An 18,989-nucleotide genomic window follows, 5' to 3' on the forward strand; every position below is an offset into this window, starting at 1 on the left:
AGAGGGAGAGAGACGAATATGCGCAAGATGATGATCCGCGCCGCGCTGGCGGCGCTGCCCCTGACGATGCCCGTTGCAGCCTTCGCCGGCACCATCGCCGATCCGGTGGTGGAGCGGGTGGCCCCCGACAAGCTGGCTATCCGCTGGCAGGATGCCGATCCGGTCGATCTGTTGCAGGCCGATCGCCCCGATGCCCCCATTGCCAGCGCCACGCTGCTTTCGGCCAGGGACAAGGACGGTGTGCAGGAGGTGCAGGTGGCGCCGGGCACCCGCCCCTATTTCCTGCTGCGCGACAGCAAGAGCGGCGCGGTGACGCGCGTGGCCGAGCGTGTGCTGGTGATGGAGCAATCCTCCAACTTCCGCGATCTGGGCGGCTATCCGGCGGCCGGTGGCAAGCATGTCCGTTGGGGCCAGATCTACCGTTCGGGTGGCCAGGCGATGCTGACCCCGGCCGACGTGGCGCAGGTGAAGGCGCTGGGCGTCGCCAATCTGGTCGACCTGCGCTCGGACGAGGAACGGCTGTTCGCGCCGACCAAGCTAGACGGCATCCCCTATAATGCTGTTGGCTATTCGATGGCTGCGATGATGCAGGGCATGAAGTTCGACCCCAAGAATATGGACATGGCCAAGCAGGCCGCGGCCTATGCCGGCACCTATGGCAATATGGCGACCCAGCTGAAGCCGCAACTGCGTATCGTCTTTGCCCGCCTGCTGTCGAAGGACGGGCCGCTGCTGTACAATTGCTCGGCCGGGCAGGACCGCACCGGCTTTGTCAGCGCGATGATCCTGTCGGCGCTCGGCGTGCCGCGCGATGTCATCTATCGCGACTATGTGCTCTCGACGCCGTCGCGCCGCCCGCAATATGAAGTGCCGCCGATGAGCGATGCCGTCGCGCAGAGCAGCCCGATCGCCGGCATGTTCGCACAGATGCAGAAGGGCGGAGCGATGGCCAAGGCCAATCCGCTGGTGCTGCCCGACGGCACGCCCTTCCTGACCTATGCCTTTGCCGAGATCGACAAGCGCTGGGGGTCGGTGGACGCCTATCTGGCTCAGGAAATCGGCCTGACGCCGGTGGACATTGCGGCGCTGCGTACCACCTATCTGGAATAGGCACCGCTTATTCCGGATCGGCATGAAGGGCGCGGCGAGATTCATTATCCCGCCGCGCCCGCTAGGCGCTAGGAGGCTGGAAAAGGGTGCGCTATCCTTGTCCCGCTTTCTGGAGGCCATATGATTTTCCGTTCGATCGACCCGGCCAGCGACACGCTCCTGTGGGAAGGGGAGGCGGCCGATGCCGCGACCTGCGCGGCGGCCGTCGCCCGCGCCCGCGCTGCCTTTCCGGCCTGGGCTGCGCTGCCGCAATCCGCGCGCGAGGATCATGTGCGGCGCTACAAGGCGCTGCTGTCGGACCGCAGCGACGCCTTTGCCAAGGCGATCGCGCGCGAGACCGGCAAGCCGCTATGGGAGGCGAAGACCGAAATCGCCTCGATGATCGGCAAGGTCGACATCTCGATCGCGGCGCAGGCCGAACGCGCCGGATCGCGCGAGCAGGCGACCCCGTTCGGCCGGGCGGTGCTGCGCCACAAGCCGCATGGCGTGATGGCGGTGCTCGGCCCCTATAATTTCCCCGGCCATCTGCCCAACGGCCATATCGTGCCGGCCTTGCTGGCGGGCGACGTGGTCATCTTCAAGCCATCGGAACTGACCCCGCTGGTGGGCGAACTGATGGCGCAGGCGTTTCGCGACGCCGGCCTGCCCGATGGCGTCTTCACCCTGTTGCAGGGGGGGCGGGACACTGGCGCCGCGCTGATCGCGCAGGATATCGACGGTCTGCTGTTCACCGGATCGGCGGCGGCGGGCGCACATTTCTCCCGCGTGATGGCCGATCGGCCGGGCGTGATCCTGGCGCTGGAACTGGGCGGCAATAATCCGCTGGTCGCCTGGGACGGCGATGCGCAGGCGGTCGCCTCGATCATCGTCCAGTCGGCCTTCATCACCGCGGGCCAGCGCTGTTCCTGCGCGCGCCGGCTGATCGTGCCGCAGGGCGCGGCGGGCGACGCGATCCTCGACGCGACGGTGGCGCTCGCCCGGCGGCTGACGATCGGTGCCTGGGACAGCCAGCCTGAGCCTTATATGGGCGCGCTGATCTCGGCTGAGGCGGCAGCTCATGCCAGGGCGCGCCATGCCGCGCTGCTGGCGCTGGGCGGGGGCGAATTGTTGCCGCTGGAGCAGCCGGCAGACCTCGGCGCGGCCTTCCTGACGCCGGGCATCATCGACATGACCGGGGTGAGCGCCCCCGACGAGGAGATTTTCGCGCCGCTGTTGCAGGTGACCCGCGTCGCCGATTTCGACGCCGCGATCGCCGCCGCCAACGCGACCCGCTATGGCCTGGCGGCTGGGTTGGTGTCCGCCGATGATGCGCTGTGGGACCGGTTCCTGCTGGAAAGCCGCGCGGGCGTCGTCAACCGCAACCGGCCGACCACCGGTGCCAGCGGGGCGATGCCGTTCGGCGGTCTGGGTGCATCGGGCAACCACCGCCCCAGCGCCTATTATGCCGCCGATTATTGCGCCTATCCGGTCGCCAGTTTCGAGGCGGCGCAGGTGCTGGATCTGACTGCCGATATCAAGGGGCTGGCGGGCTGATACATGCGCCCGGTCGGGAATTACTAGATGACGCAAGACAATATCGGCTTGGCACGGATGATGACATGACAGCGATTGCCATTCTGCTATGGCTTTGGATATGTCGTCCTATCGCCTGATTCCGAGCGCCGTCGAAAAGCCTTGGGGACGCAGGGATTTGCCTGCGCGCTTTGGGTTGAATGCCGATCGTCGCGTGGGCGAGATCTGGTTCACGACGGACGCCGAGATGTCCCAGCCGCTGCTGGTTAAATATCTCTTCACCAGCGAGAAGTTGTCGGTGCAGGTCCATCCTGACGACGTCCAGGCACAGGCCATGGGTCTGGCCGGCGGCAAGTCGGAATGCTGGTATGTGCTGGCAACCGAAGGGGACGCCCGGCTGGGTATCGGCCTGATCCGACCGGTCGATACCGATGCGTTGAGAGCGGCCGCGCTGGATGGCTCGATTGAGCAGCTGATCGACTGGAAGCCGGTGAAGCCGGGCGATTTCTACTATATCCCGGCGGGCACGATTCACGCCATCGGCGGCGGTATTACCCTCGTTGAAGTGCAGCAGAATAACGACGTGACCTATCGCCTGTTTGATTATGGGCGCCCCCGCGAACTGCATCTAGATGCCGGCATGGCCGTCAGTGAGCCTGTGCCCTATGACCGGCTGGCGCAGCATGTGACCAGCGATAGCGCCACAATGCTGGTGGAGGAAACCGGCGCCCCCTTCACGCTCGAAAATCTGGTGCGTGAGGCTGGCGAACGGGTTCGGCAGGATCAGGGGCCGTTCTGGTTCATCCCGTTGCAGGGGAGCGGGCTGATCGACGGCCAGCCCTGGATGGCGGGTGAATGCTGGCTAGTCGAAGATCGGGCGGACATCGGAGTCGAACAGCGGTTGCACGCCCTGCTGGCGCGACCTGTCGCCTGAGCGGCGCACCCATTCCACAATCTGGAACGCGTTGGCGCTCGATCCGCCGGGCGGCTTAACGCACTGGCGCGTCCGGATTCGCGGTGAAGCATCTGAAAACGTCTAATGATCCACATAATGGAACCATGGTCCGTTATGTCAACGACTTGTCGATGGTTTAGCTCGCTTCGTCGCAAATAGAGCGCCATCTCTACGTGTCCATATATAGATATAAAGACCCAATATATGGGATATCAAAGGGTTGTCGCGGCGGGGTCTGGTCGCGATCGACCTCAAACCCGTGCCCAAACGGGGGGGCACGCATAGGGAGGATGTTTAAGTGAGGTTTTCCAATTATCGCGCCTTGTTGTCGACGTCGGCCGTCGCCGCCGTCCTGCTGGGCGCCATGCCGGCCGCGGCACAAGACCAGCAGCAGTCCGAACAGCCTCAGCAGGCGCCCGAAGCGAGCAGCGAGGATATCGTCGTCACCGGTATCCGTTCCAGCCTTCAGGGTGCGCTCAACGCCAAGCGCAATGCCGCCCAGGTTCTGGACGCGATTTCGGCCGAGGATATCGGCAAGTTCCCGGACAAGAATGTCGGTGAAGCGCTGCAGCGCGTGACCGGCGTCCAGCTGACTCGTTCCGACGGCGAAGGCTCCGGCATCACCATCCGTGGCGCCGATCCGTCACTGAACCGCGTCGAGATCAACGGCGTCACCGCCCTGTCCACCACCGTGGGCGGCGGCCGCGATGTCGATTTCCGCGATCTGCCCTCCGAATTCGTCAACCGCCTGGAAGTGGTGAAGTCGGCGACCGCCGACATGACCGAAGGCGGCGTCGGCGGCACCGTGCGCGTCATCACGCGCCGGCCGTTCGACAATGGCGGCAAGCCCTATCTGGCCGGTTCCGCCCAGGCCATCTATGCCGATATCGGCGACCATATGGACCCGCGCCTGGCGCTGATCGGCAGCGACACCTTCGCCAATGGCACGATCGGCGTGTTGGTGTCGGGCACGTTCGAGAACCGCAATGTCGAAAGCCATCAGGCGCGCACCACCGGCTGGGTCCAGCTCAAGGACGCAAATGGCGCCGTCTATGACCTCAATAATGACGGCGCCGGCGATTTCTTCCCTGACATTCCGCGCTATGTCATCAACCGCCTGGAAACCCGCCGCTATGCGCTGAACGGCATCCTGGAATGGCGCCCGAGCGACGATTTCAAGGCCTATGTCGAAAGCAACTGGACCAAGTCGATCCAGTCGGTGACATCGCAATATCTGCAGACCGGCACCAGCGGCGGCATCGTCGACACGGAAAACACCATCATCGGCCCGGACAATACGGTCGAATATCTGGTGATGACCAACAATACGTCCAAGGCGCAGACCAGCCAGCTGGGCGTGTCCTATCGCAACATTCTGGGCGACATCAAGCGCACCACCTATAATGTCGCGCTGGGCGCCGACTGGACGACCGGCAACCTGACGCTGACGCCGAAAATCTCGCTGTCCAAGGCCAAGGCCTATAATAACGAGATCAATGCGACCGCGGCCGTCACCGGCATGTCCAGCCTGATCGTCGACTATAGCAACGGCCAGAATGCGCCGCAGATCATCCTGCCCAATGATCCGACCACCACGGCCGGCATCAACCAGCTGACTGTGCTGCGTCGTCCGCGCTATGACGACCAGACCGAGAAGATGGCCAAGCTGGACGCCGAGTACAAGACCGACGGCGGCCTGTTCACCTCGTTCAAGATTGGTGGCCAGTATCGCGACCTGACGGTCAAGAGCCGCTTCTACACCCGCACAACGACGCTCAATGGCTTCAGCGATCCGGCGGTGCAGGCACAGATCGACAGCATCGTCAGCGGCAATGCGGCGCTCGGCACATCGCCCTTCTTCCATACCGGCAATCTGGGCTTCACCGGCGATTATAGCGGCTGGCTCAACATGACCCAGGGCGTGGCCGATGCAGTCGGCATTCCCGATCCGTTCGCGGAAGGCGGCTGCCCGGCCAATGCCGACGGCACCTGCCAGGTCTATACCGACACCTGGAAGGTCGGCGAACGCAACCTGGCCGGCTATGGCCAGGCCAGCTTCGCCTTCGACGTCGGGGCCGTGCCCGTCAGCGGCGTGATCGGCGCCCGCGTTGTCAATACCAAGGTCAACACTTCGGGCTATCTCAGCACCGGCGGCGTGATCTCGCCCGTATCCTATGACAGCAACAGCACCGAATTCCTGCCCTCGATCAACATGAAGGCGGAACTCATCCCCAACAAGCTGATGGCGCGTGCGACCGCGACCGAAGTGATGGCCCGTCCGCTGCCGCAGCAGCTGGCCCCGCGCTTCACCATCGACGTGGTCGGCCTGTCGGGTTCGCGCGGCAATCCGGATCTGCAGCCGTTCCGCGCCCGCCAATATGATGCGGGCCTGGAATATTATATCAACCGCACCAGCTTCGCGTCGGTCACCTATTTCCGCAAGGAAATCAGCTCGTTCATCCAGAACACGACCGAGCCCTATACCGATGCCAGCGGCGTGACCTACACCATCACCGTGCCCACCAACGGCACGCAGAAGGTGACGATCAACGGCGTGGAAGCCGGCGCGCAGATCGCGTTCGACTTCATCGACGTGCCGGTGCTCAAGCAGATGGGCGTGGTCGCCAACTATACCTATTCCAAGGATAGCGGCTATGAAGGGAAGGATTATTTCACCGGCGATTCCCTGCCCTTCCAGGGCCTGTCGCGCCATGCCTACAATATCTCGGCCTATTATGAAGACGACGTCGTCAGCCTGCGGGGCGCCTATAACTGGCGGTCCAAATATCTGATCACGGCGCAGGGCCGCGGCAACAATCCCGAGTTCGGCGAAGCCTATGGCCAGCTCGACGCGTCGCTCAACGTCACGCTGATGCCGGGCATCTCGATGTTCCTGGAAGGCGTCAACCTGCTCGACGCGACGCGCAAGGAAAATGCCAACAGCGTCGAACGCCGCACCATCATCGAGACGGTCGGCCGCCGCGTCTATGGCGGTATCCGCTTCAAGCTCTGATTGGCGCTCATGGCCTGGCCTCCCCCAGGTCATGAGACAGGCTGCGGGTCGGGACATGCCCGACCCGCAGCATCATGTTTTCAAGATCAAGCGGGACAGGTCGCCATGTTCTCTCGCCGCACCCTTCTTGCATCGCTGGCCCTCGCGCCGATCGCCGGCCCCTTGAACGCTGCGGCGCGGGAGCCGCTCTGGCGCGACGATTTCCGTCATGGCCTCAAGCAATGGCAGCTCGAGGCGGTGGGCGACGCGCGCGTGACCGCGCAGGACGGGCTGCTCGACATCGTCGCGCCCAGGGGGCTGACGCTCTGGTTCCGCAAGCAACTAAGCGGCCCGGTCGCGATCCGCTACGGCGTGCGCGCCGTGTCGGACGGCGGCCCCTATGACGAGGTGAGCGACGTCAACGCCTTCTGGATGGCACGCGACCCGGCGGCGCCCGGCGGATCGGCGCTCGGCCGCACCCGCAGCGGCACGTTCGAGGATTATGACAGCCTTCGCACCTATTATGTCGGCATTGGCGGCAACCGGAACAGCACCACGCGGATGCGCCGCTATGTGGGTGAGCCGGGCCATCGCCCGCTGCTGCCGGAACATGACCGCACCGACAAGGCGGCGATGCTGGTGCCCAATCAGTGGTTTTCGATCGGCCTGATCGCCAACGGATCTCATGTCGCGGTGGAGCGGGACGGGGCGACCCTGTTCACGCTCGACGATCCCGATCCCTATCGCAGCGGCCATTTCGGCCTGCGCACGACGCAGAGCCATCTCCAGGTCCGCAACTTCACCATCACCAAGATCTGAACAACATAAAAGGGAGAGCAAAGTGGATATCAGGGCGGGGATCAGCCGGCGCGACAGCCTGAAGGCGGGATTGATGGCGAGCGCGATCGCGCTGCTGCCGGGCGCGGCGCAGGCGGCGACCAGTGCGCGTGGTGGTGCCATGCCGGAAACCCCGGTCCGCTGGATCGACGATGCCGCCCCGCCGCTCTCGCTTGGCCAGACCTTCGGCGTGCCATGGCCGCGCGGCGTGCTGCGCGCGGGCAAGCCGCTGTCGGTGCAGGGCGCCGATGGCACCGCTCTGCCCTCGCAGCACTGGACGCTGGCCACCTGGCCCGACGGGTCGATCAAATGGACCGCCCATGCCCTGCCCGCCGGCACTGGCCAGCCCGGCGCGCTGCGCGTGGTGCCGGGCAAGCCGGCCGCGCCACAGGCGCCGATACTGGTGCGCGAACTCGCCGACCGGATCGAGATTCAGGTCGGGGCGCTGCGCTGGAGCATCGGCCGCTCGGGCAATGCGATCATCCAGTCGGCGCAGCAGGGCAATCGCACCGTCGTTGGTCCCCTGACCCTGGTCGCCAGCGTGGACAGCGTGCCCGAAGGTGGCACCCGCACGCCCTTCACCGGCCGCATCACCAGTGCCACCGTCGAGCAGAAGGGGCCGGTCCGCGCCGTCGTCAAGCTGACGGGCATACATGAAGGGCAGGGGCGGCAGATATTGCCCTTCACCCTGCGCCTCTATGCCCATGCCGGCGGCGACCATCTGCGCATCGTCCACAGCTTCATCTTCGATGGCGATCCGGCGAAGGACTTCATCAGCGGCATCGGCCTCACCGCGGCCGTGCCGATGGCGGGCGCCCCACATGACCGCCATGTCCGCCTCGCCACCGCCGACGATGGCCTGTTCAGCGAAGCGGTGCGGCCGCTTACCGGCCTGCGCCGCGATCCGGGCAAGGTGGTGCGCGCCGCGCAGATCGCCGGCAAGGCGGTGCCGATGGACGCGATGGCGCCCGGCGTCGCCAAGCTGCTCGATCGCATCCCGACCTGGGGCGATTTCGACCTGACCCAATTGTCGGCCGACGGTTTCGCCATCGCCAAGCGGACGCAGGATGGCCATGCCTGGGTCGATTCCGTCGCTGGCAGCCGGTCGCAGGGCCTGGGCTATATCGGCTCGCCTCAGGGCGGCGCGGCGATCGCCACCCGCTATTTCTGGCAGCGCCATCCGTCCCAGATCAGCATTCGGGACGCCGAAAGCGACATGGCGACGCTGACCGCCTGGCTCTGGTCGCCCGATGCCAAGCCGATGGACATGCGTTCCTATCGCGGTGTCCTGGGGATGGAGGGTTATGACGCCCAGAATGAAGGGCTCGACATCACCTATGAGGATTATGAGCCCGGCTGGGATGCCGCGACCGGCGTTGCCCGCACCAGCGAACTGACGCTCTGGGCCTGCGCCGCCACCCCGTCGGCCGATACGCTGGCCGCCATGGCACAGGCGAACGCCGTGCCGCCGCAGCTGATGGTGACGCCCGACCGCATCCATGAAGCCGGCGTGTTCGGCATCTGGAGCCTGCCGGACCGCTCGACGCCGATGAAGGCGCGGATCGAGGACCAGAACAGCAACCTCGTCGACTTCTATGTTGGTGAGGTCGATCGCCGCCGCTGGTATGGTTTCTGGAACCATGGCGACATCATGCACACCTATGATTTCGACCGGCATGTCTGGCGCTACGACATTGGCGGCTTCGCCTGGGACAATAGCGAGCTGTCGCCCGACCTGTGGTTCTGGACCAGCGTGCTGCGTACCGGCAATGCCGCCGCCTTCCGCTTTGCCGAGGCGCTGACCCGCCATACCGGCGAGGTCGACGTCTATCATCTCGGCCGGTTCAAGGGGCTGGGCACCCGCCATGGCGTCCAGCACTGGAGCGACAGCAGCAAGCAGCCGCGCGTCAGCAATGCCATGTATCGCCGCATCTTCTATTATCTGACCGCCGACGAGCGGGCCGGCGACCTGATGCGCGATCTGGTCACGTCCGACCTGGCGCTGGAGCATGTCGAGATCGGCCGCAAGGTGCCGGGCGCGGAGCGCAATCCGCTGCCGGCCGGCGTCATTGATCTCAGCTTCGGCACCATGTGGTGTTCGGTTGCCTCGGCCTGGCTCACCGAATGGGAGCGGACCGGTGACAAGAAGTGGCGCGAGCGACTGCTGAACGGCATGGATAGCATCGGTCGCCTGAAATATGGCTGGCTGGCGGGCAGCGCCCCCTATGATCTCAAGACCGGGCGCTTCATGGGGGCGGGCGACAAGATGTCCATCTCCCACCTCAACGCCGTGTTCGGCGCGCTGGAGGTGAATGCCGAGCTTCTGGAGCTGCTCGACGTGCCCCGCTATCGCACCGCCTGGCTCGATTATTGCCGCTGGTTCAATGCCTCGCCACAGGAGTGGAAGGCGAAGTTCGACCAGCCCTTCGGCCGCCGCAACCTCAAGGAAGGTCATTCGCGCCTGACCGCCTATGTCGCGCGCGAAACCGGCGACAGGGAACTGGCGGTCCGGGCCTGGAAGGAGTTTCTGGGCGGCGAAGCGGGCCTCGGCCTGTCGACCGGCGACCCGCGCGTGGCGCTGAAGGGGCCGGCCTATGTCCGCCCGATCGTCGAATGGCCGGACGTCTCCACCAATGCGGCGTCGCAATGGGGCCTTGCCGCGATTGAGAATCTGGCGCTCATTCCCGACGCGCTCGCCGATGCTGCCAAGTGATGAAGGGCCTTAAGATGAAGACGATGATGATGGGCCTGATGGCGGCGCTGACCGTAAGCGCGGCGACCCCGGCGCTGGCCAAGCCCGTGGCCGAATGGGTCGACCAGACCACCGGCCACCGCGTGCTGCGGCTGACCGACACGCCGGGCAGCGCCAGCCTCTATTTCCACCAGAACAGCTACACGCCGCAGGGCGACAAGATGGTGATCTCCACCCCCGACGGCATTTCGGTGCTGACGCTGGCCGACTGGAGCATAAGGCCGCTGGTCAAGGGCAAGGATATCCAACTGCTCTTCACCGGGCGCAAGACGCGCACCGCCTATTATGCCAGCCACAAGCGCGACGACGGCGCCGGCGCGACGACGCTCTATGCCGCCGACATCGACAGCGGCAAGGTGCGCAAGATCGCGACCGTCGATCGCGGTTCGATCGGCTCGATCAATGCGGACGAGACGCTGCTGCTCGGCCAGTGGGCGGCGAGCGACAAGCCGCTCCAGCCCGACGGCACCCAGAAGCGCGCCGCGCCGGAGATCAAGCAGCAGTTCGGCCAGGCCAATTATGCCGCCAACGGCCCGGACGGAAAGCCGCTCAGCTTTGCCGAGGCGAAGGAAGTGCGCCTCAATGAACGGCTGGAGGCGCGCATCCCGATGGAGATATTCACCATCGACATCCGCACCGGGGAGCGCAAGGTGGTGGTCGCCTCGACCGACTGGCTCAACCATATCCAGTTCTCGCCGACCGACCCCGGCCTCATCATGTATTGCCATGAAGGACCCTGGCACAAGGTCGACCGGATCTGGACGATCCGCACCGACGGCAGCGGCCAGCAACTGGTCCACAAGCGGACCATGAACATGGAAATTGCCGGCCATGAGTTCTTCTCGCCCGACGGCAAGTGGATCTGGTATGATCTCCAGACGCCGCGTGGCGAGGTGTTCTGGCTCGCCGGCTATGAGCTGGCGACCGGGCATCGGCAGTGGTTCAAGGTCGACCGCAACCAATGGTCGGTCCATTATAATCAGGCGCCTGACCTGAAGCATTTCTCCGGCGACGGCGGCGACAGCGAAATGGTCGCCCATGCCCCCGACGGCAAATATCTCTATCTCTTCACGCCCCAGGCCATTCCCGACGTCGCCGGCATCCATGCCGACAATGCCGCAGACCTGATCGCGCCTGGCACTTTCGGCGTCGAGAAGATCGTCGACATGCGCAAGCATGACTATCGGCTGGAGCCCAACATCACCTTCACGCCCGACGGCAAATGGATGATCTTCCGCTCCAACATGGACGGCGCGCCGCAAATCTACGCGGCGGAGATTGCCAAGCCGGCGGGCTGATCGGCGCGGGACGATGGCGGTTCAGCCGGCATCGTCCTCGCTGTGCATGATGTCGGCGCGGGTGATGGTGCCGCCCTGGCTGTGAACCACGGCCAACCGCTTGCGCCCCTTGTCGCGGAAGCTGATCTCGCCGCTGTCGATCGCGGGATCGGCGATCATGATGAGGGCGTCGAACACGCAGCGCGCCTCGCGCAATTCGCTCAGGATCGTCAGCAGTTCGTGGGATGTGATGCGGGTGCCGCCTTCGCTGTCGGGCATCTGCTTCTCGATGATCCGGTGCAACGCCTCGACGATCGCCAGCGTCGGGTGCAGTCGCTCGACCGGCACTGGCGGGGTCAGCGGCACGGCGCGAACATCGGCCAGCGCCAGATAGGGGTCGATCGCGCCGGGGCCGAAGACCTGCTCGATATTGGCAAGGGTCACGGCGTCCAGGTTGCTCGCCTCGTTGCGGGCATTCTTGACCGTGCCGGCCGAACAGCCGATCCGTTCCGCCAGCTGGCTGTCGGACAGGCCATGGGCCTTCTGGATGCGCCGCACGATGGTGGCGACCGCTTCCCGATAGATGCCGTTCGATAGCCGCGTTCCGGCCATGTCCCGCTTCTCCCGCTTCGACGTGCCCCGCCCGACAAAAATGCCGGGCCGGACGGATGTGCGCAAGACTTTGTGCGCGGCGCCCGATTTCGGCAAAGACCTTGGCGGGGCCTGCACCCTAGTCGCACCATCCATGAACCCCGATCGTCGCCGTTTTCTCCTTTCCGCTTCCGTTCTGGTCGCGGGCGCTGTTGGCACCGCGCGTGCCTCCGCGCCGGGGCCGATGCGCGCGCTGAAACCCATGGTGCCGGCCCAGCCGATCGCGCCGCTTGCCACGCCCACCCCGCCGGCGCTGGTGAAGCCCGCGCTGTTCGCGCAGGCCCGCGCGGCGCTGGAACGGCATCCGCAGATCGTCAACCGGCACCGCATGGCGCTGGTCGATTTTGCCGCGCCCTCGTCGGAGCCGCGGCTGCACATCGTCAACCTGCTGGATGGCACCACCACCTCCTATCTGGTGGCGCATGGCAGCGGATCGGACCCGGATCATAGCGGCTGGCTGGAGCGCTTTTCCAATGCGCCCGGTTCCAACGCCTCCTGTTCGGGCGCATTCCTGACGGCTGATCCCTATGTCGGGAAACATGGCCCGTCGCAGCGCTTGCAGGGGCTCGATCCGACCAACGACAATGCGATGAGCCGGGCGATCGTGCTGCATGGTGCCTGGTATGCCGAACCCACGCTGGCCGGTGCGCGCGGCAAGCTGGGGCGCAGCCAGGGCTGTTTCGCGGTCGGCGACAGCGTCCGGTCGCAGGTCATGGCCCAGTTGGGCCGGGGCAGCCTGATCTACGCGGCCAAGCTGGTCGTCTGAATTCTGCCATAAGCGCGTCGCCCCAATCGGCGCGCGGGTCCGTGCCGCCGCTTAACCCCTTTCGCGGTGGGCACCATGGCCGTCCGGGAGCGATGCTTGCATCGCTCCCGGACTTTATTTCTCGGTATTTTCCCTGAGCTCTATCCACGGCTTTGCCGAATGCGCGGCGCCAGCGTTGCTGTAGCATGCGGCCGTCTGCGACTCCGCTTTCCGGCGTCGCAGGAACAGGGGAAAAGAGGATGACGCGTTTTTCGACATTCTTGTCGGTGACCGCCTTGCTGGCGGCTGCCCTTCCGATCTCACCGGCCCATGCGGCGGCGCCGCGCGATGTCGATGATCTGGTCGGTGCGCGAGGCTCTTCGGGGGAAAATGCGCTCCAGTCGCGCGGCTATCGTGTCGCCAAGCAGAATGGCCTCACCAACTATTGGTGGAACAGCGCGAAGGACCAGTGCATCCGGGTCGTCACCTATAATGGTCGCTATGACGCGATCGACAGCGCGTCAGACGGTGATTGCGGCCATGGCGGTGGCAACACGGCCGCCGCGGCCGTAGCCGGCGTTGCGGCGATCGGCCTGATCGCGGCGCTTGCCAGCCACAAGAAGAGCCATGGCGACAGTTCGGCCCAGCATGACAGCGAATATGAGCGCGGCTATCATGACGGCCTTTATGGCGGTGACTATGATCGCAACGACAGCGAAGCCTATCATTCGGGCTTTTCGGCGGGCAATGCGGAGCGGAGCAATCGCCTTGCCGCCAACAGCCAGATCGTGCGGGGCGCGCCGGCGGCGGCGCAGCGGGCCTGTGCCCGGCGCGGCGACGAGTTCCAGAATGTGCCGGCGGGCAGTTCCGTGCCGGTCAGCGTCTATCCCCAAGGTGGGGATCGCTACGAGATCATCGTCGCGTCCGGCCATTATCGCTCGCGTTGTAGCGTTACGGGCAATGGCAATGTGATGTCGATGGACCCCTACTGATCGAAAGGATGCATCATGAGGAATGCCATGATTGCGACCGTCGCGCTGTCGGCACTGGCCATGCCGGCCATCGCCCAGGCCCCGGTGCGCAGCGAGCGGGTGCAATTCGCCAGGGGGACCGCCTCCAAGGTCATCAAGGCGTCGCTCAAGGGCTATGACATGGTCGATTATCTGGTCGGCGCGCGGGCCGGCCAGACCATGAATGTCCGGCTTCAGACCAGCAACGCCTCCAGCTATTTCAACGTGATCGCGCCCGGTGCCGGGGATAGCGCCATGTTCGTCGGTTCGTCCGCCGGCAACAGCTTTGCCGGCCGCCTGCCCGCCAATGGCGATTATCGCATCCGCGTCTATCTGATGCGCAATGCCGCCCGCCGCAACGAAGTCGCCAATTATACGCTGACCGTCAGCGTGCAGGCGCTGGCGGCGACCGCGGCGCAGGTGATGCCGGCGGCGACCGGCCCGGCGCTGACGTCGGGCAACATGCCCGCTTATTGCCGGGGGGAAGTGTCCGGCCAATATGGCACTCGCCCGGCCTATGTGAAGACCGGCGCGATCGCCAAGGCGCCCGGTGGCTTCTTCATCGACGGCACGGTCGACAAGGGCAGCGAGGGGATCAAGCGCTTCCGTTGCCGCTTCGATGCGCAGCGTCGCTTCGTCGACGTGTTGGCGATGACGCCGGACGGCAAATAGCCGGGTCAGCCGCCCAGGATCAGGAAGCTCGCCCCGCTGTTGATCAGCGAGGCGAGCAGCCAGGTGCCCAACGCCGATCGGAACGCCTTGCCGGTCGATTTCCGGGTGCGGCTGCGCAGCCAGATCGTCTCGATCCGCAGATACCAGCTGATCGTCACCAGCATGATGACCAGTGCGGCGATCGCCCAGGCGACGTCGCCGAGGCGCGCCAGGATCGACGCGATGCCCAGCACCAGCGCGGCCGGCCCGGCAATATAGCATTGGGCGTAGAAGGGGCGGCGCAGCGTGTCGCGATTGAGCGCCATGCGCTGCGCCTTCAGCCGCCGCACCGCGAACATCAGCGGATAGATGGCGAAGAGGAAGGCGCGCAGCACCAGCAGGTTCATCTCCGACGCGGTGATTTCCTTGCCGATGCCGGTGGTCGCGACCTCCGGCATCTTCTGGTGCGACGCCACCTCGATCAGGTGCGACAGCAATATGGTCAGCATCAGGAACAGGGGCGGGCTCAGCATGTCGGTGAATTGCTGGTCCGGCGCATCCTCCAGTTCCTTGTCGGAATAGCGCAGCATCTGGATCGGGTGGCGGATGGTCCGCCATAGGGTGCGGGGATAGAAGACCAGCCAGCTCATCGCCTCATAGAGAAATTCTTCCAGCGACTGGAACAGGCGTAGGAAATCCATTGATGCTCCCGATCATGAGGAAGGCTGGCATCCCGCCGCCGGGGCAGGGTCTTGCCGCCGAGCCGTTCAGGCGTTGGTGCTGCCCCGGCCGAATGTTTCCCGGTTCAGTTGGGCCGGTTCAGTTGGACCGATTGAGCGTGAATCCGTCAGCCCGTTCAACGCAGGCCCGTCCAGCTCGGATGATGGCCGCGCTAGCGGTTGCTGGCGAGTTGCTGTCCGGCGCGCACCGCCGGCTTGTCCGCGGTCAGATCGTCAAGCCAGGGCAGGGCCGGTGGCGCCAGCCTGACGGTGGGGGTTGCATCCTGCGGCGTGCCCATGCTGCTTGCCGTGGCCAGTGCCACACAAATGCCGGCGCCCGCTGCGACCATTGCAGGCCAGTCTCTTACCATCGCACACAGCTCCCTCTGCTGGGCTGCGATCGGCAGGAACAGTTTCGCGATTGACGCCGCGACTCACCCGTCCGACCGCTGGAATAAGGGATGATCGCGCATTCGCGGGCATCGCGCCATAGCGGATTTTCCGGGGGTCGGGCGATCGTCCCGCTTTGGTCCGACCGCGGCTTTCGGGCGCCGCTTCACGCCACGGGATAGGGATATCCGGGGCGCTCCCTAGGGGAGAATCCCGATGGCTGGCCCGGCGTCCGCTTGGCTATGCCCAGGGATATTCAAAGGGAGGTCGCGATATGATCAGGCGCATATTCGTCACGGGTCTGCTGCTGGCGCTGGCAGGCTGTGCCACCACGCCACGGGTCAATTATGATGCCGATCCCGCGGCCAATTTCGCCAGCTATCGCAGCTATAGCTGGGCGTCGATCAATGTGCCGCAGGGCATGAACCCATTGCTGTTCCAGCGGGTGAAGGCGTCGATCGACACCGCCCTCGCGGCGCGCGGCTATAGCCAGGCTGAACCCGGCGAATTTGCCATCGGCTTTACCCTGGGCGCGCGCGACCGGGTCGAGGTGACCGATTTCGGTCCCTATGCCACTTATTATCGTCCCTGGGGCGGGTGGGCCGGCTGGGGCGGCTATCGCAATGTCGATGTGCGCAACGTGACCGACGGCACGCTGACGGTCGATATCTATGACACCGGGACGAAACAGCCGGTCTGGCATGGCACGGCCACGCAGGAGGTCAGCCGCAAGAGCCCCGACCAGGCGACAATCGACAAGGCGGTGACCGCCGTGCTCGCCAATTTCCCGCCGCCGATCAAGCCGAACTGACAGGAGGGGGCATATGGCCGAAACGCAGGAACCCAGGGGCGTGCCCATCCGCCCGGCCCGCAATGTGGGCGAGCCCGTGCCGCCCATTCCGCCGGTCGATGCGAGCGATCCCGAAGGGGCATCGACCGCCTATTCGCATTTCCGAACCGGCCTGTCGCGCCATCGCACGGGCCTGTCGGAACATCGCACCGACCTTTCCGAATATCGCACCGACCTGTCCGGGCATCGCACCGAAATGTCGATGCGCCGGACCGGCATGTCGTTCCAGCGCACCCGGATGAGCGCGGACCGGACCCTGATGTCGGAAATGCGTACGGCGCTGTCGCTGATCGGCTTTGGCTTTACCATCAACCAGGCATTCCAGAAGATGCAGGACGCGGGCAGCATCCAGAATGTCAACGCGCCGCGCAATTTCGGCGTGGCGCTGCTGGTGTTCGGCATCGTGCTGCTGGCCGGCGGGATCGTGCGCCATGTCCAGTTCGCGACCGAATTGCGGGATCGGCGCAAGATCATGACGGAGGATGGGCTGATTCACTCCGACAGCCGCTTCCCGATCTCGGTGACGCTGGTGATTGCGCTGTGTCTGCTGGCGCTGGCGCTGGCGGCGGTGCTGGGCATCGTCTTCAACATCGCCCTGCTGGGCTGAAGCGCGGGCAGGCGGGCGGGGGCTGTGCCCCGCCGCGTCTCAGCTCTGCAGCATGTCCTGCCCGCTATTATAATGGTGCCAGGCCATGATCGCGGCGGCGCCGCGATGCGGCCGCCAGGCTTCGGCAAGGTCGCGGGTCAGCTTCTCGCTCGGCCGCTCGCCCAAGCCCAATATCCGCCCGACCGCGATCTGCACCGCCAGGTCGCCGGCCGGCCAGATGTCGGGGCGGCCTTCGGCGAACAGCAGATAGATTTCCGCCGACCAGCGGCCGATCCCCTTGATCTGCACCAGTTGCGCGATCGCGACTTCATCGTCGGCGGGCAGGGCGTGGAGGTCCAATGTGCCGTCCACGACCAGTTCGGCCAGGCTGCGGGCATAGCCCTGCTTCTGCCGCGACAGGCCACAGGCGCGCAACGCATCGAAATCGCGCGCCAGCAGCGCTTCGGCTGTGCAGCCCACGCCCAGCTCCGCCTCAAGCTTGCGCCAGACCGCCGCGGCGGAGGCGACGCTGACCTGCTGGCCGACGATGGTGCGCAGCAGCGTCTCATAGCCCGGCTCGCGCACGCGCGGCACCGGATAGCCGACGCTGGCGATCGCCGCGCCGAATGCCGGCTCCGCCGCAGCGATGAAGTCCAGGCTGACGCGCAATTCTTCCGCCGTGCTTACCATGTCCGCCTGTCCAGCCCTTGATTTCGCCGTCGCTGTCGGTCAGAGCGGCGGGGATAAGTCCAAAAGGAATGGGTAGATGCCGAAGCTGATCGTGGTCAACCGTGATGGTGCCGAACAGACTGTTGAGGGGGACAAGGGTCTCTCGGTGATGGAAGTCATTCGCGACCATGGCTTTGACGAGCTGCTCGCGCTGTGCGGCGGCTGCTGCTCCTGCGCGACCTGCCATGTCTATGTCGACCCGGCCTTTGCCGACGCCCTGCCGGCGATGAGCGAGGACGAGAATGACCTGCTCGACAGCAGCGATCATCGCAACGAGACCAGCCGCCTGTCCTGTCAGGTCGTGCTGAGCGATGCGCTTGACGGCCTGCGCGTCACCATCGCGCCGGAAGACTGATTTCTTCCTACGGCCCCGTTTTTCAGGGCCTGACCCGCAACGTCGCGGCCGGCGCATCGCCGGTCAGCGGCGTTATGGTCCATGTGATGCGCTTGCCCTCCGGCACGGTGGTGGCGCCATCTTCCTGATTCTGGCTGACGATCTCTGCATCGGTGGTCAGCGTGAACGTACCGTTGAGCGCCTTGGCCGCCGCGTCGCCCGATCCGCCGCCCATGCCGGCTGGCCCCTGGCTCTTGTCGAAACCGTTGGAAAAGCCCGGTGCCTTCACCCGCACCCGGTCCGCCCCGCGCATTTCCACCGCGACGAAGGGCAGGACGATCTGCGCGTCGATGTTGAAGGGGAAGAGGAAGGCATGGTCCAGCCTTCCGCTGATCGCATAGTCGATCGCGAATTTATGATCGCCCAGATACTGGACCGACCGGAAGCCCTTTTCCTTGGTGAGCGCGCTCGCCATCGCCTGCATCTGCGCATCGTCGCCGCCGGCCTTGTCGAACTGGGGTTCGGCGGGCGGGGCGGGTGTCTTGCTCTGGCTCTGCGCGACTTTCTGCAGCACGGCCTCCTCGCCCTCGGGCGGGGCGACGCCTTCCAGCGGATCCTCCTCCGCATCGCTGTTCAGGCCGCCCAGCGCCTTGTCCATGTCCGACGCCAATATCTCGCCCTTATAGGCAAAGGCGAAGCTGCGGTCGGCGCGGATGTCGAGGGTGGAGGTGAAATTGCCGGGAGTCACCAGGCATCCGGGCAGCATCAGCAGCGCCGCCAGCGCGCCCGCCGCGCGGGACAATAGGACCATGGCGAACCCCCGTTCGTCTGCGCGACGATGTGGGCAGGGCGCCCTACCCACATCGCCGCAAGATGGTGCCCGGCGGCC

The 18,989-nt window shown here is 65.4% G+C and carries 18 protein-coding genes; 13 read left to right on the forward strand and 5 right to left on the reverse strand.

Annotation, left to right across the window (positions count from 1 at the left end; genetic code table 11):
- Window positions 1-18 precede the first annotated feature (18 nt).
- The 7 genes from ACUCV3_RS12710 (at window position 19) to ACUCV3_RS12740 (ending at window position 11,456) form a co-directional block, all read left to right on the forward strand.
- Window positions 19-1,110: a tyrosine-protein phosphatase gene (locus tag ACUCV3_RS12710; protein ID WP_482240669.1), complete on the forward strand. Its 1,092-nt coding sequence runs from the start codon at window positions 19-21 to the stop codon at window positions 1,108-1,110.
- Between the two features lie 120 nt (window positions 1,111-1,230).
- Window positions 1,231-2,643 carry a succinylglutamate-semialdehyde dehydrogenase gene (astD, locus tag ACUCV3_RS12715; RefSeq protein ID WP_279727703.1) on the forward strand — a complete coding sequence of 471 codons (1,413 nt, stop codon included), beginning with the start codon at window positions 1,231-1,233 and terminating at the stop codon, window positions 2,641-2,643.
- A 100-nt stretch (window positions 2,644-2,743) separates the two neighbouring features.
- Window positions 2,744-3,556 (forward strand): class I mannose-6-phosphate isomerase, encoded by an 813-nt coding sequence (locus tag ACUCV3_RS12720; protein ID WP_279727705.1) that lies wholly within the window; start codon window positions 2,744-2,746, stop codon window positions 3,554-3,556.
- Window positions 3,557-3,875: 319 nt separating this feature from the next.
- Window positions 3,876-6,590 carry a TonB-dependent receptor gene (locus ACUCV3_RS12725; RefSeq protein WP_482240670.1) on the forward strand — a complete coding sequence of 905 codons (2,715 nt, stop codon included), beginning with the start codon at window positions 3,876-3,878 and terminating at the stop codon, window positions 6,588-6,590.
- A gap of 105 nt (window positions 6,591-6,695) precedes the next feature.
- Window positions 6,696-7,388 (forward strand): DUF6250 domain-containing protein, encoded by a 693-nt coding sequence (locus ACUCV3_RS12730; protein ID WP_279727708.1) that lies wholly within the window; start codon window positions 6,696-6,698, stop codon window positions 7,386-7,388.
- Window positions 7,389-7,410: 22 nt separating this feature from the next.
- The gene (locus ACUCV3_RS12735) at window positions 7,411-10,119 is read left to right on the forward strand and encodes an exo-rhamnogalacturonan lyase family protein (protein WP_279727709.1); all 2,709 of its coding nucleotides are present in this window, start codon (window positions 7,411-7,413) and stop codon (window positions 10,117-10,119) included.
- Between the two features lie 14 nt (window positions 10,120-10,133).
- Complete coding sequence (locus ACUCV3_RS12740; protein WP_279727710.1) at window positions 10,134-11,456, forward strand: oligogalacturonate lyase family protein; 1,323 nt, start codon at window positions 10,134-10,136, stop codon at window positions 11,454-11,456.
- Between the two features lie 21 nt (window positions 11,457-11,477).
- Here ACUCV3_RS12740 and ACUCV3_RS12745 read toward each other — a convergent pair whose 3' ends face one another.
- Window positions 11,478-12,047 (reverse strand): XRE family transcriptional regulator, encoded by a 570-nt coding sequence (locus ACUCV3_RS12745; protein ID WP_482240671.1) that lies wholly within the window; start codon window positions 12,045-12,047, stop codon window positions 11,478-11,480.
- 133 nt (window positions 12,048-12,180) lie between these two features.
- Between ACUCV3_RS12745 and ACUCV3_RS12750 the strand changes: the two genes are divergently transcribed.
- The 3 genes from ACUCV3_RS12750 (at window position 12,181) to ACUCV3_RS12760 (ending at window position 14,513) form a co-directional block, all read left to right on the forward strand.
- A complete protein-coding gene (locus ACUCV3_RS12750) occupies window positions 12,181-12,852 on the forward strand; it encodes a murein L,D-transpeptidase catalytic domain family protein (protein WP_037490921.1) in 672 nt (223 codons plus the stop codon).
- A 239-nt stretch (window positions 12,853-13,091) separates the two neighbouring features.
- Window positions 13,092-13,823, forward strand: a complete 732-nt coding sequence (locus ACUCV3_RS12755; protein WP_482240672.1) for a hypothetical protein — start codon at window positions 13,092-13,094, stop codon at window positions 13,821-13,823.
- Between the two features lie 15 nt (window positions 13,824-13,838).
- Window positions 13,839-14,513, forward strand: coding sequence for a hypothetical protein (locus ACUCV3_RS12760; protein ID WP_029547956.1), 675 nt, complete (start codon window positions 13,839-13,841; stop codon window positions 14,511-14,513).
- A gap of 5 nt (window positions 14,514-14,518) precedes the next feature.
- On the opposite strand, the gene ACUCV3_RS12765 is transcribed toward ACUCV3_RS12760, so the two are convergent.
- Window positions 14,519-15,193 (reverse strand): hypothetical protein, encoded by a 675-nt coding sequence (locus tag ACUCV3_RS12765; protein WP_010339336.1) that lies wholly within the window; start codon window positions 15,191-15,193, stop codon window positions 14,519-14,521.
- A gap of 191 nt (window positions 15,194-15,384) precedes the next feature.
- Window positions 15,385-15,582: a hypothetical protein gene (locus ACUCV3_RS12770; RefSeq protein WP_037506240.1), complete on the reverse strand. Its 198-nt coding sequence runs from the start codon at window positions 15,580-15,582 to the stop codon at window positions 15,385-15,387.
- Window positions 15,583-15,875: 293 nt separating this feature from the next.
- Here ACUCV3_RS12770 and ACUCV3_RS12775 point away from each other — a divergent pair, with 293 nt between their 5' ends.
- The gene (locus ACUCV3_RS12775) at window positions 15,876-16,412 is read left to right on the forward strand and encodes a DUF4136 domain-containing protein (RefSeq protein WP_037515925.1); all 537 of its coding nucleotides are present in this window, start codon (window positions 15,876-15,878) and stop codon (window positions 16,410-16,412) included.
- A gap of 13 nt (window positions 16,413-16,425) precedes the next feature.
- Window positions 16,426-17,058, forward strand: coding sequence for a YidH family protein (locus ACUCV3_RS12780; protein ID WP_037515927.1), 633 nt, complete (start codon window positions 16,426-16,428; stop codon window positions 17,056-17,058).
- Between the two features lie 39 nt (window positions 17,059-17,097).
- Here the strand turns inward: ACUCV3_RS12780 and ACUCV3_RS12785 are convergent, their stop codons facing one another.
- Window positions 17,098-17,727 carry a DNA-3-methyladenine glycosylase family protein gene (locus ACUCV3_RS12785; protein ID WP_278394746.1) on the reverse strand — a complete coding sequence of 210 codons (630 nt, stop codon included), beginning with the start codon at window positions 17,725-17,727 and terminating at the stop codon, window positions 17,098-17,100.
- 76 nt (window positions 17,728-17,803) lie between these two features.
- On the opposite strand from ACUCV3_RS12785, the gene ACUCV3_RS12790 reads away from it, so the two are divergent.
- The gene (locus tag ACUCV3_RS12790; RefSeq protein WP_004210272.1) at window positions 17,804-18,121 is read left to right on the forward strand and encodes a 2Fe-2S iron-sulfur cluster-binding protein; all 318 of its coding nucleotides are present in this window, start codon (window positions 17,804-17,806) and stop codon (window positions 18,119-18,121) included.
- Window positions 18,122-18,143: 22 nt separating this feature from the next.
- Here the strand turns inward: ACUCV3_RS12790 and ACUCV3_RS12795 are convergent, their stop codons facing one another.
- Window positions 18,144-18,911, reverse strand: coding sequence for a hypothetical protein (locus tag ACUCV3_RS12795; RefSeq protein ID WP_279731287.1), 768 nt, complete (start codon window positions 18,909-18,911; stop codon window positions 18,144-18,146).
- Between the last annotated feature and the right edge of the window lie 78 nt (window positions 18,912-18,989).

This window comes from Sphingobium sp. VMM (assembly GCF_056790315.1).

Coding starts and splice junctions, on each gene's coding strand:
- ACUCV3_RS12795 (WP_279731287.1), bottom strand. CDS start 18,911: ATGGTCCTATTGTCCCGCGCGGCGGGCGCGCTGGCGGCGCTGCTGATG.
- astD (WP_279727703.1), top strand. CDS start 1,231: ATGATTTTCCGTTCGATCGACCCGGCCAGCGACACGCTCCTGTGGGAA.
- ACUCV3_RS12710 (WP_482240669.1), top strand. CDS start 19: ATGCGCAAGATGATGATCCGCGCCGCGCTGGCGGCGCTGCCCCTGACG.
- ACUCV3_RS12770 (WP_037506240.1), bottom strand. CDS start 15,582: ATGGTAAGAGACTGGCCTGCAATGGTCGCAGCGGGCGCCGGCATTTGT.
- ACUCV3_RS12740 (WP_279727710.1), top strand. CDS start 10,134: ATGAAGACGATGATGATGGGCCTGATGGCGGCGCTGACCGTAAGCGCG.
- ACUCV3_RS12760 (WP_029547956.1), top strand. CDS start 13,839: ATGAGGAATGCCATGATTGCGACCGTCGCGCTGTCGGCACTGGCCATG.
- ACUCV3_RS12785 (WP_278394746.1), bottom strand. CDS start 17,727: ATGGTAAGCACGGCGGAAGAATTGCGCGTCAGCCTGGACTTCATCGCT.
- ACUCV3_RS12790 (WP_004210272.1), top strand. CDS start 17,804: ATGCCGAAGCTGATCGTGGTCAACCGTGATGGTGCCGAACAGACTGTT.
- ACUCV3_RS12730 (WP_279727708.1), top strand. CDS start 6,696: ATGTTCTCTCGCCGCACCCTTCTTGCATCGCTGGCCCTCGCGCCGATC.
- ACUCV3_RS12775 (WP_037515925.1), top strand. CDS start 15,876: ATGATCAGGCGCATATTCGTCACGGGTCTGCTGCTGGCGCTGGCAGGC.
- ACUCV3_RS12765 (WP_010339336.1), bottom strand. CDS start 15,193: ATGGATTTCCTACGCCTGTTCCAGTCGCTGGAAGAATTTCTCTATGAG.
- ACUCV3_RS12745 (WP_482240671.1), bottom strand. CDS start 12,047: ATGGCCGGAACGCGGCTATCGAACGGCATCTATCGGGAAGCGGTCGCC.
- ACUCV3_RS12780 (WP_037515927.1), top strand. CDS start 16,426: ATGGCCGAAACGCAGGAACCCAGGGGCGTGCCCATCCGCCCGGCCCGC.
- ACUCV3_RS12720 (WP_279727705.1), top strand. CDS start 2,744: ATGTCGTCCTATCGCCTGATTCCGAGCGCCGTCGAAAAGCCTTGGGGA.
- ACUCV3_RS12755 (WP_482240672.1), top strand. CDS start 13,092: ATGACGCGTTTTTCGACATTCTTGTCGGTGACCGCCTTGCTGGCGGCT.
- ACUCV3_RS12750 (WP_037490921.1), top strand. CDS start 12,181: ATGAACCCCGATCGTCGCCGTTTTCTCCTTTCCGCTTCCGTTCTGGTC.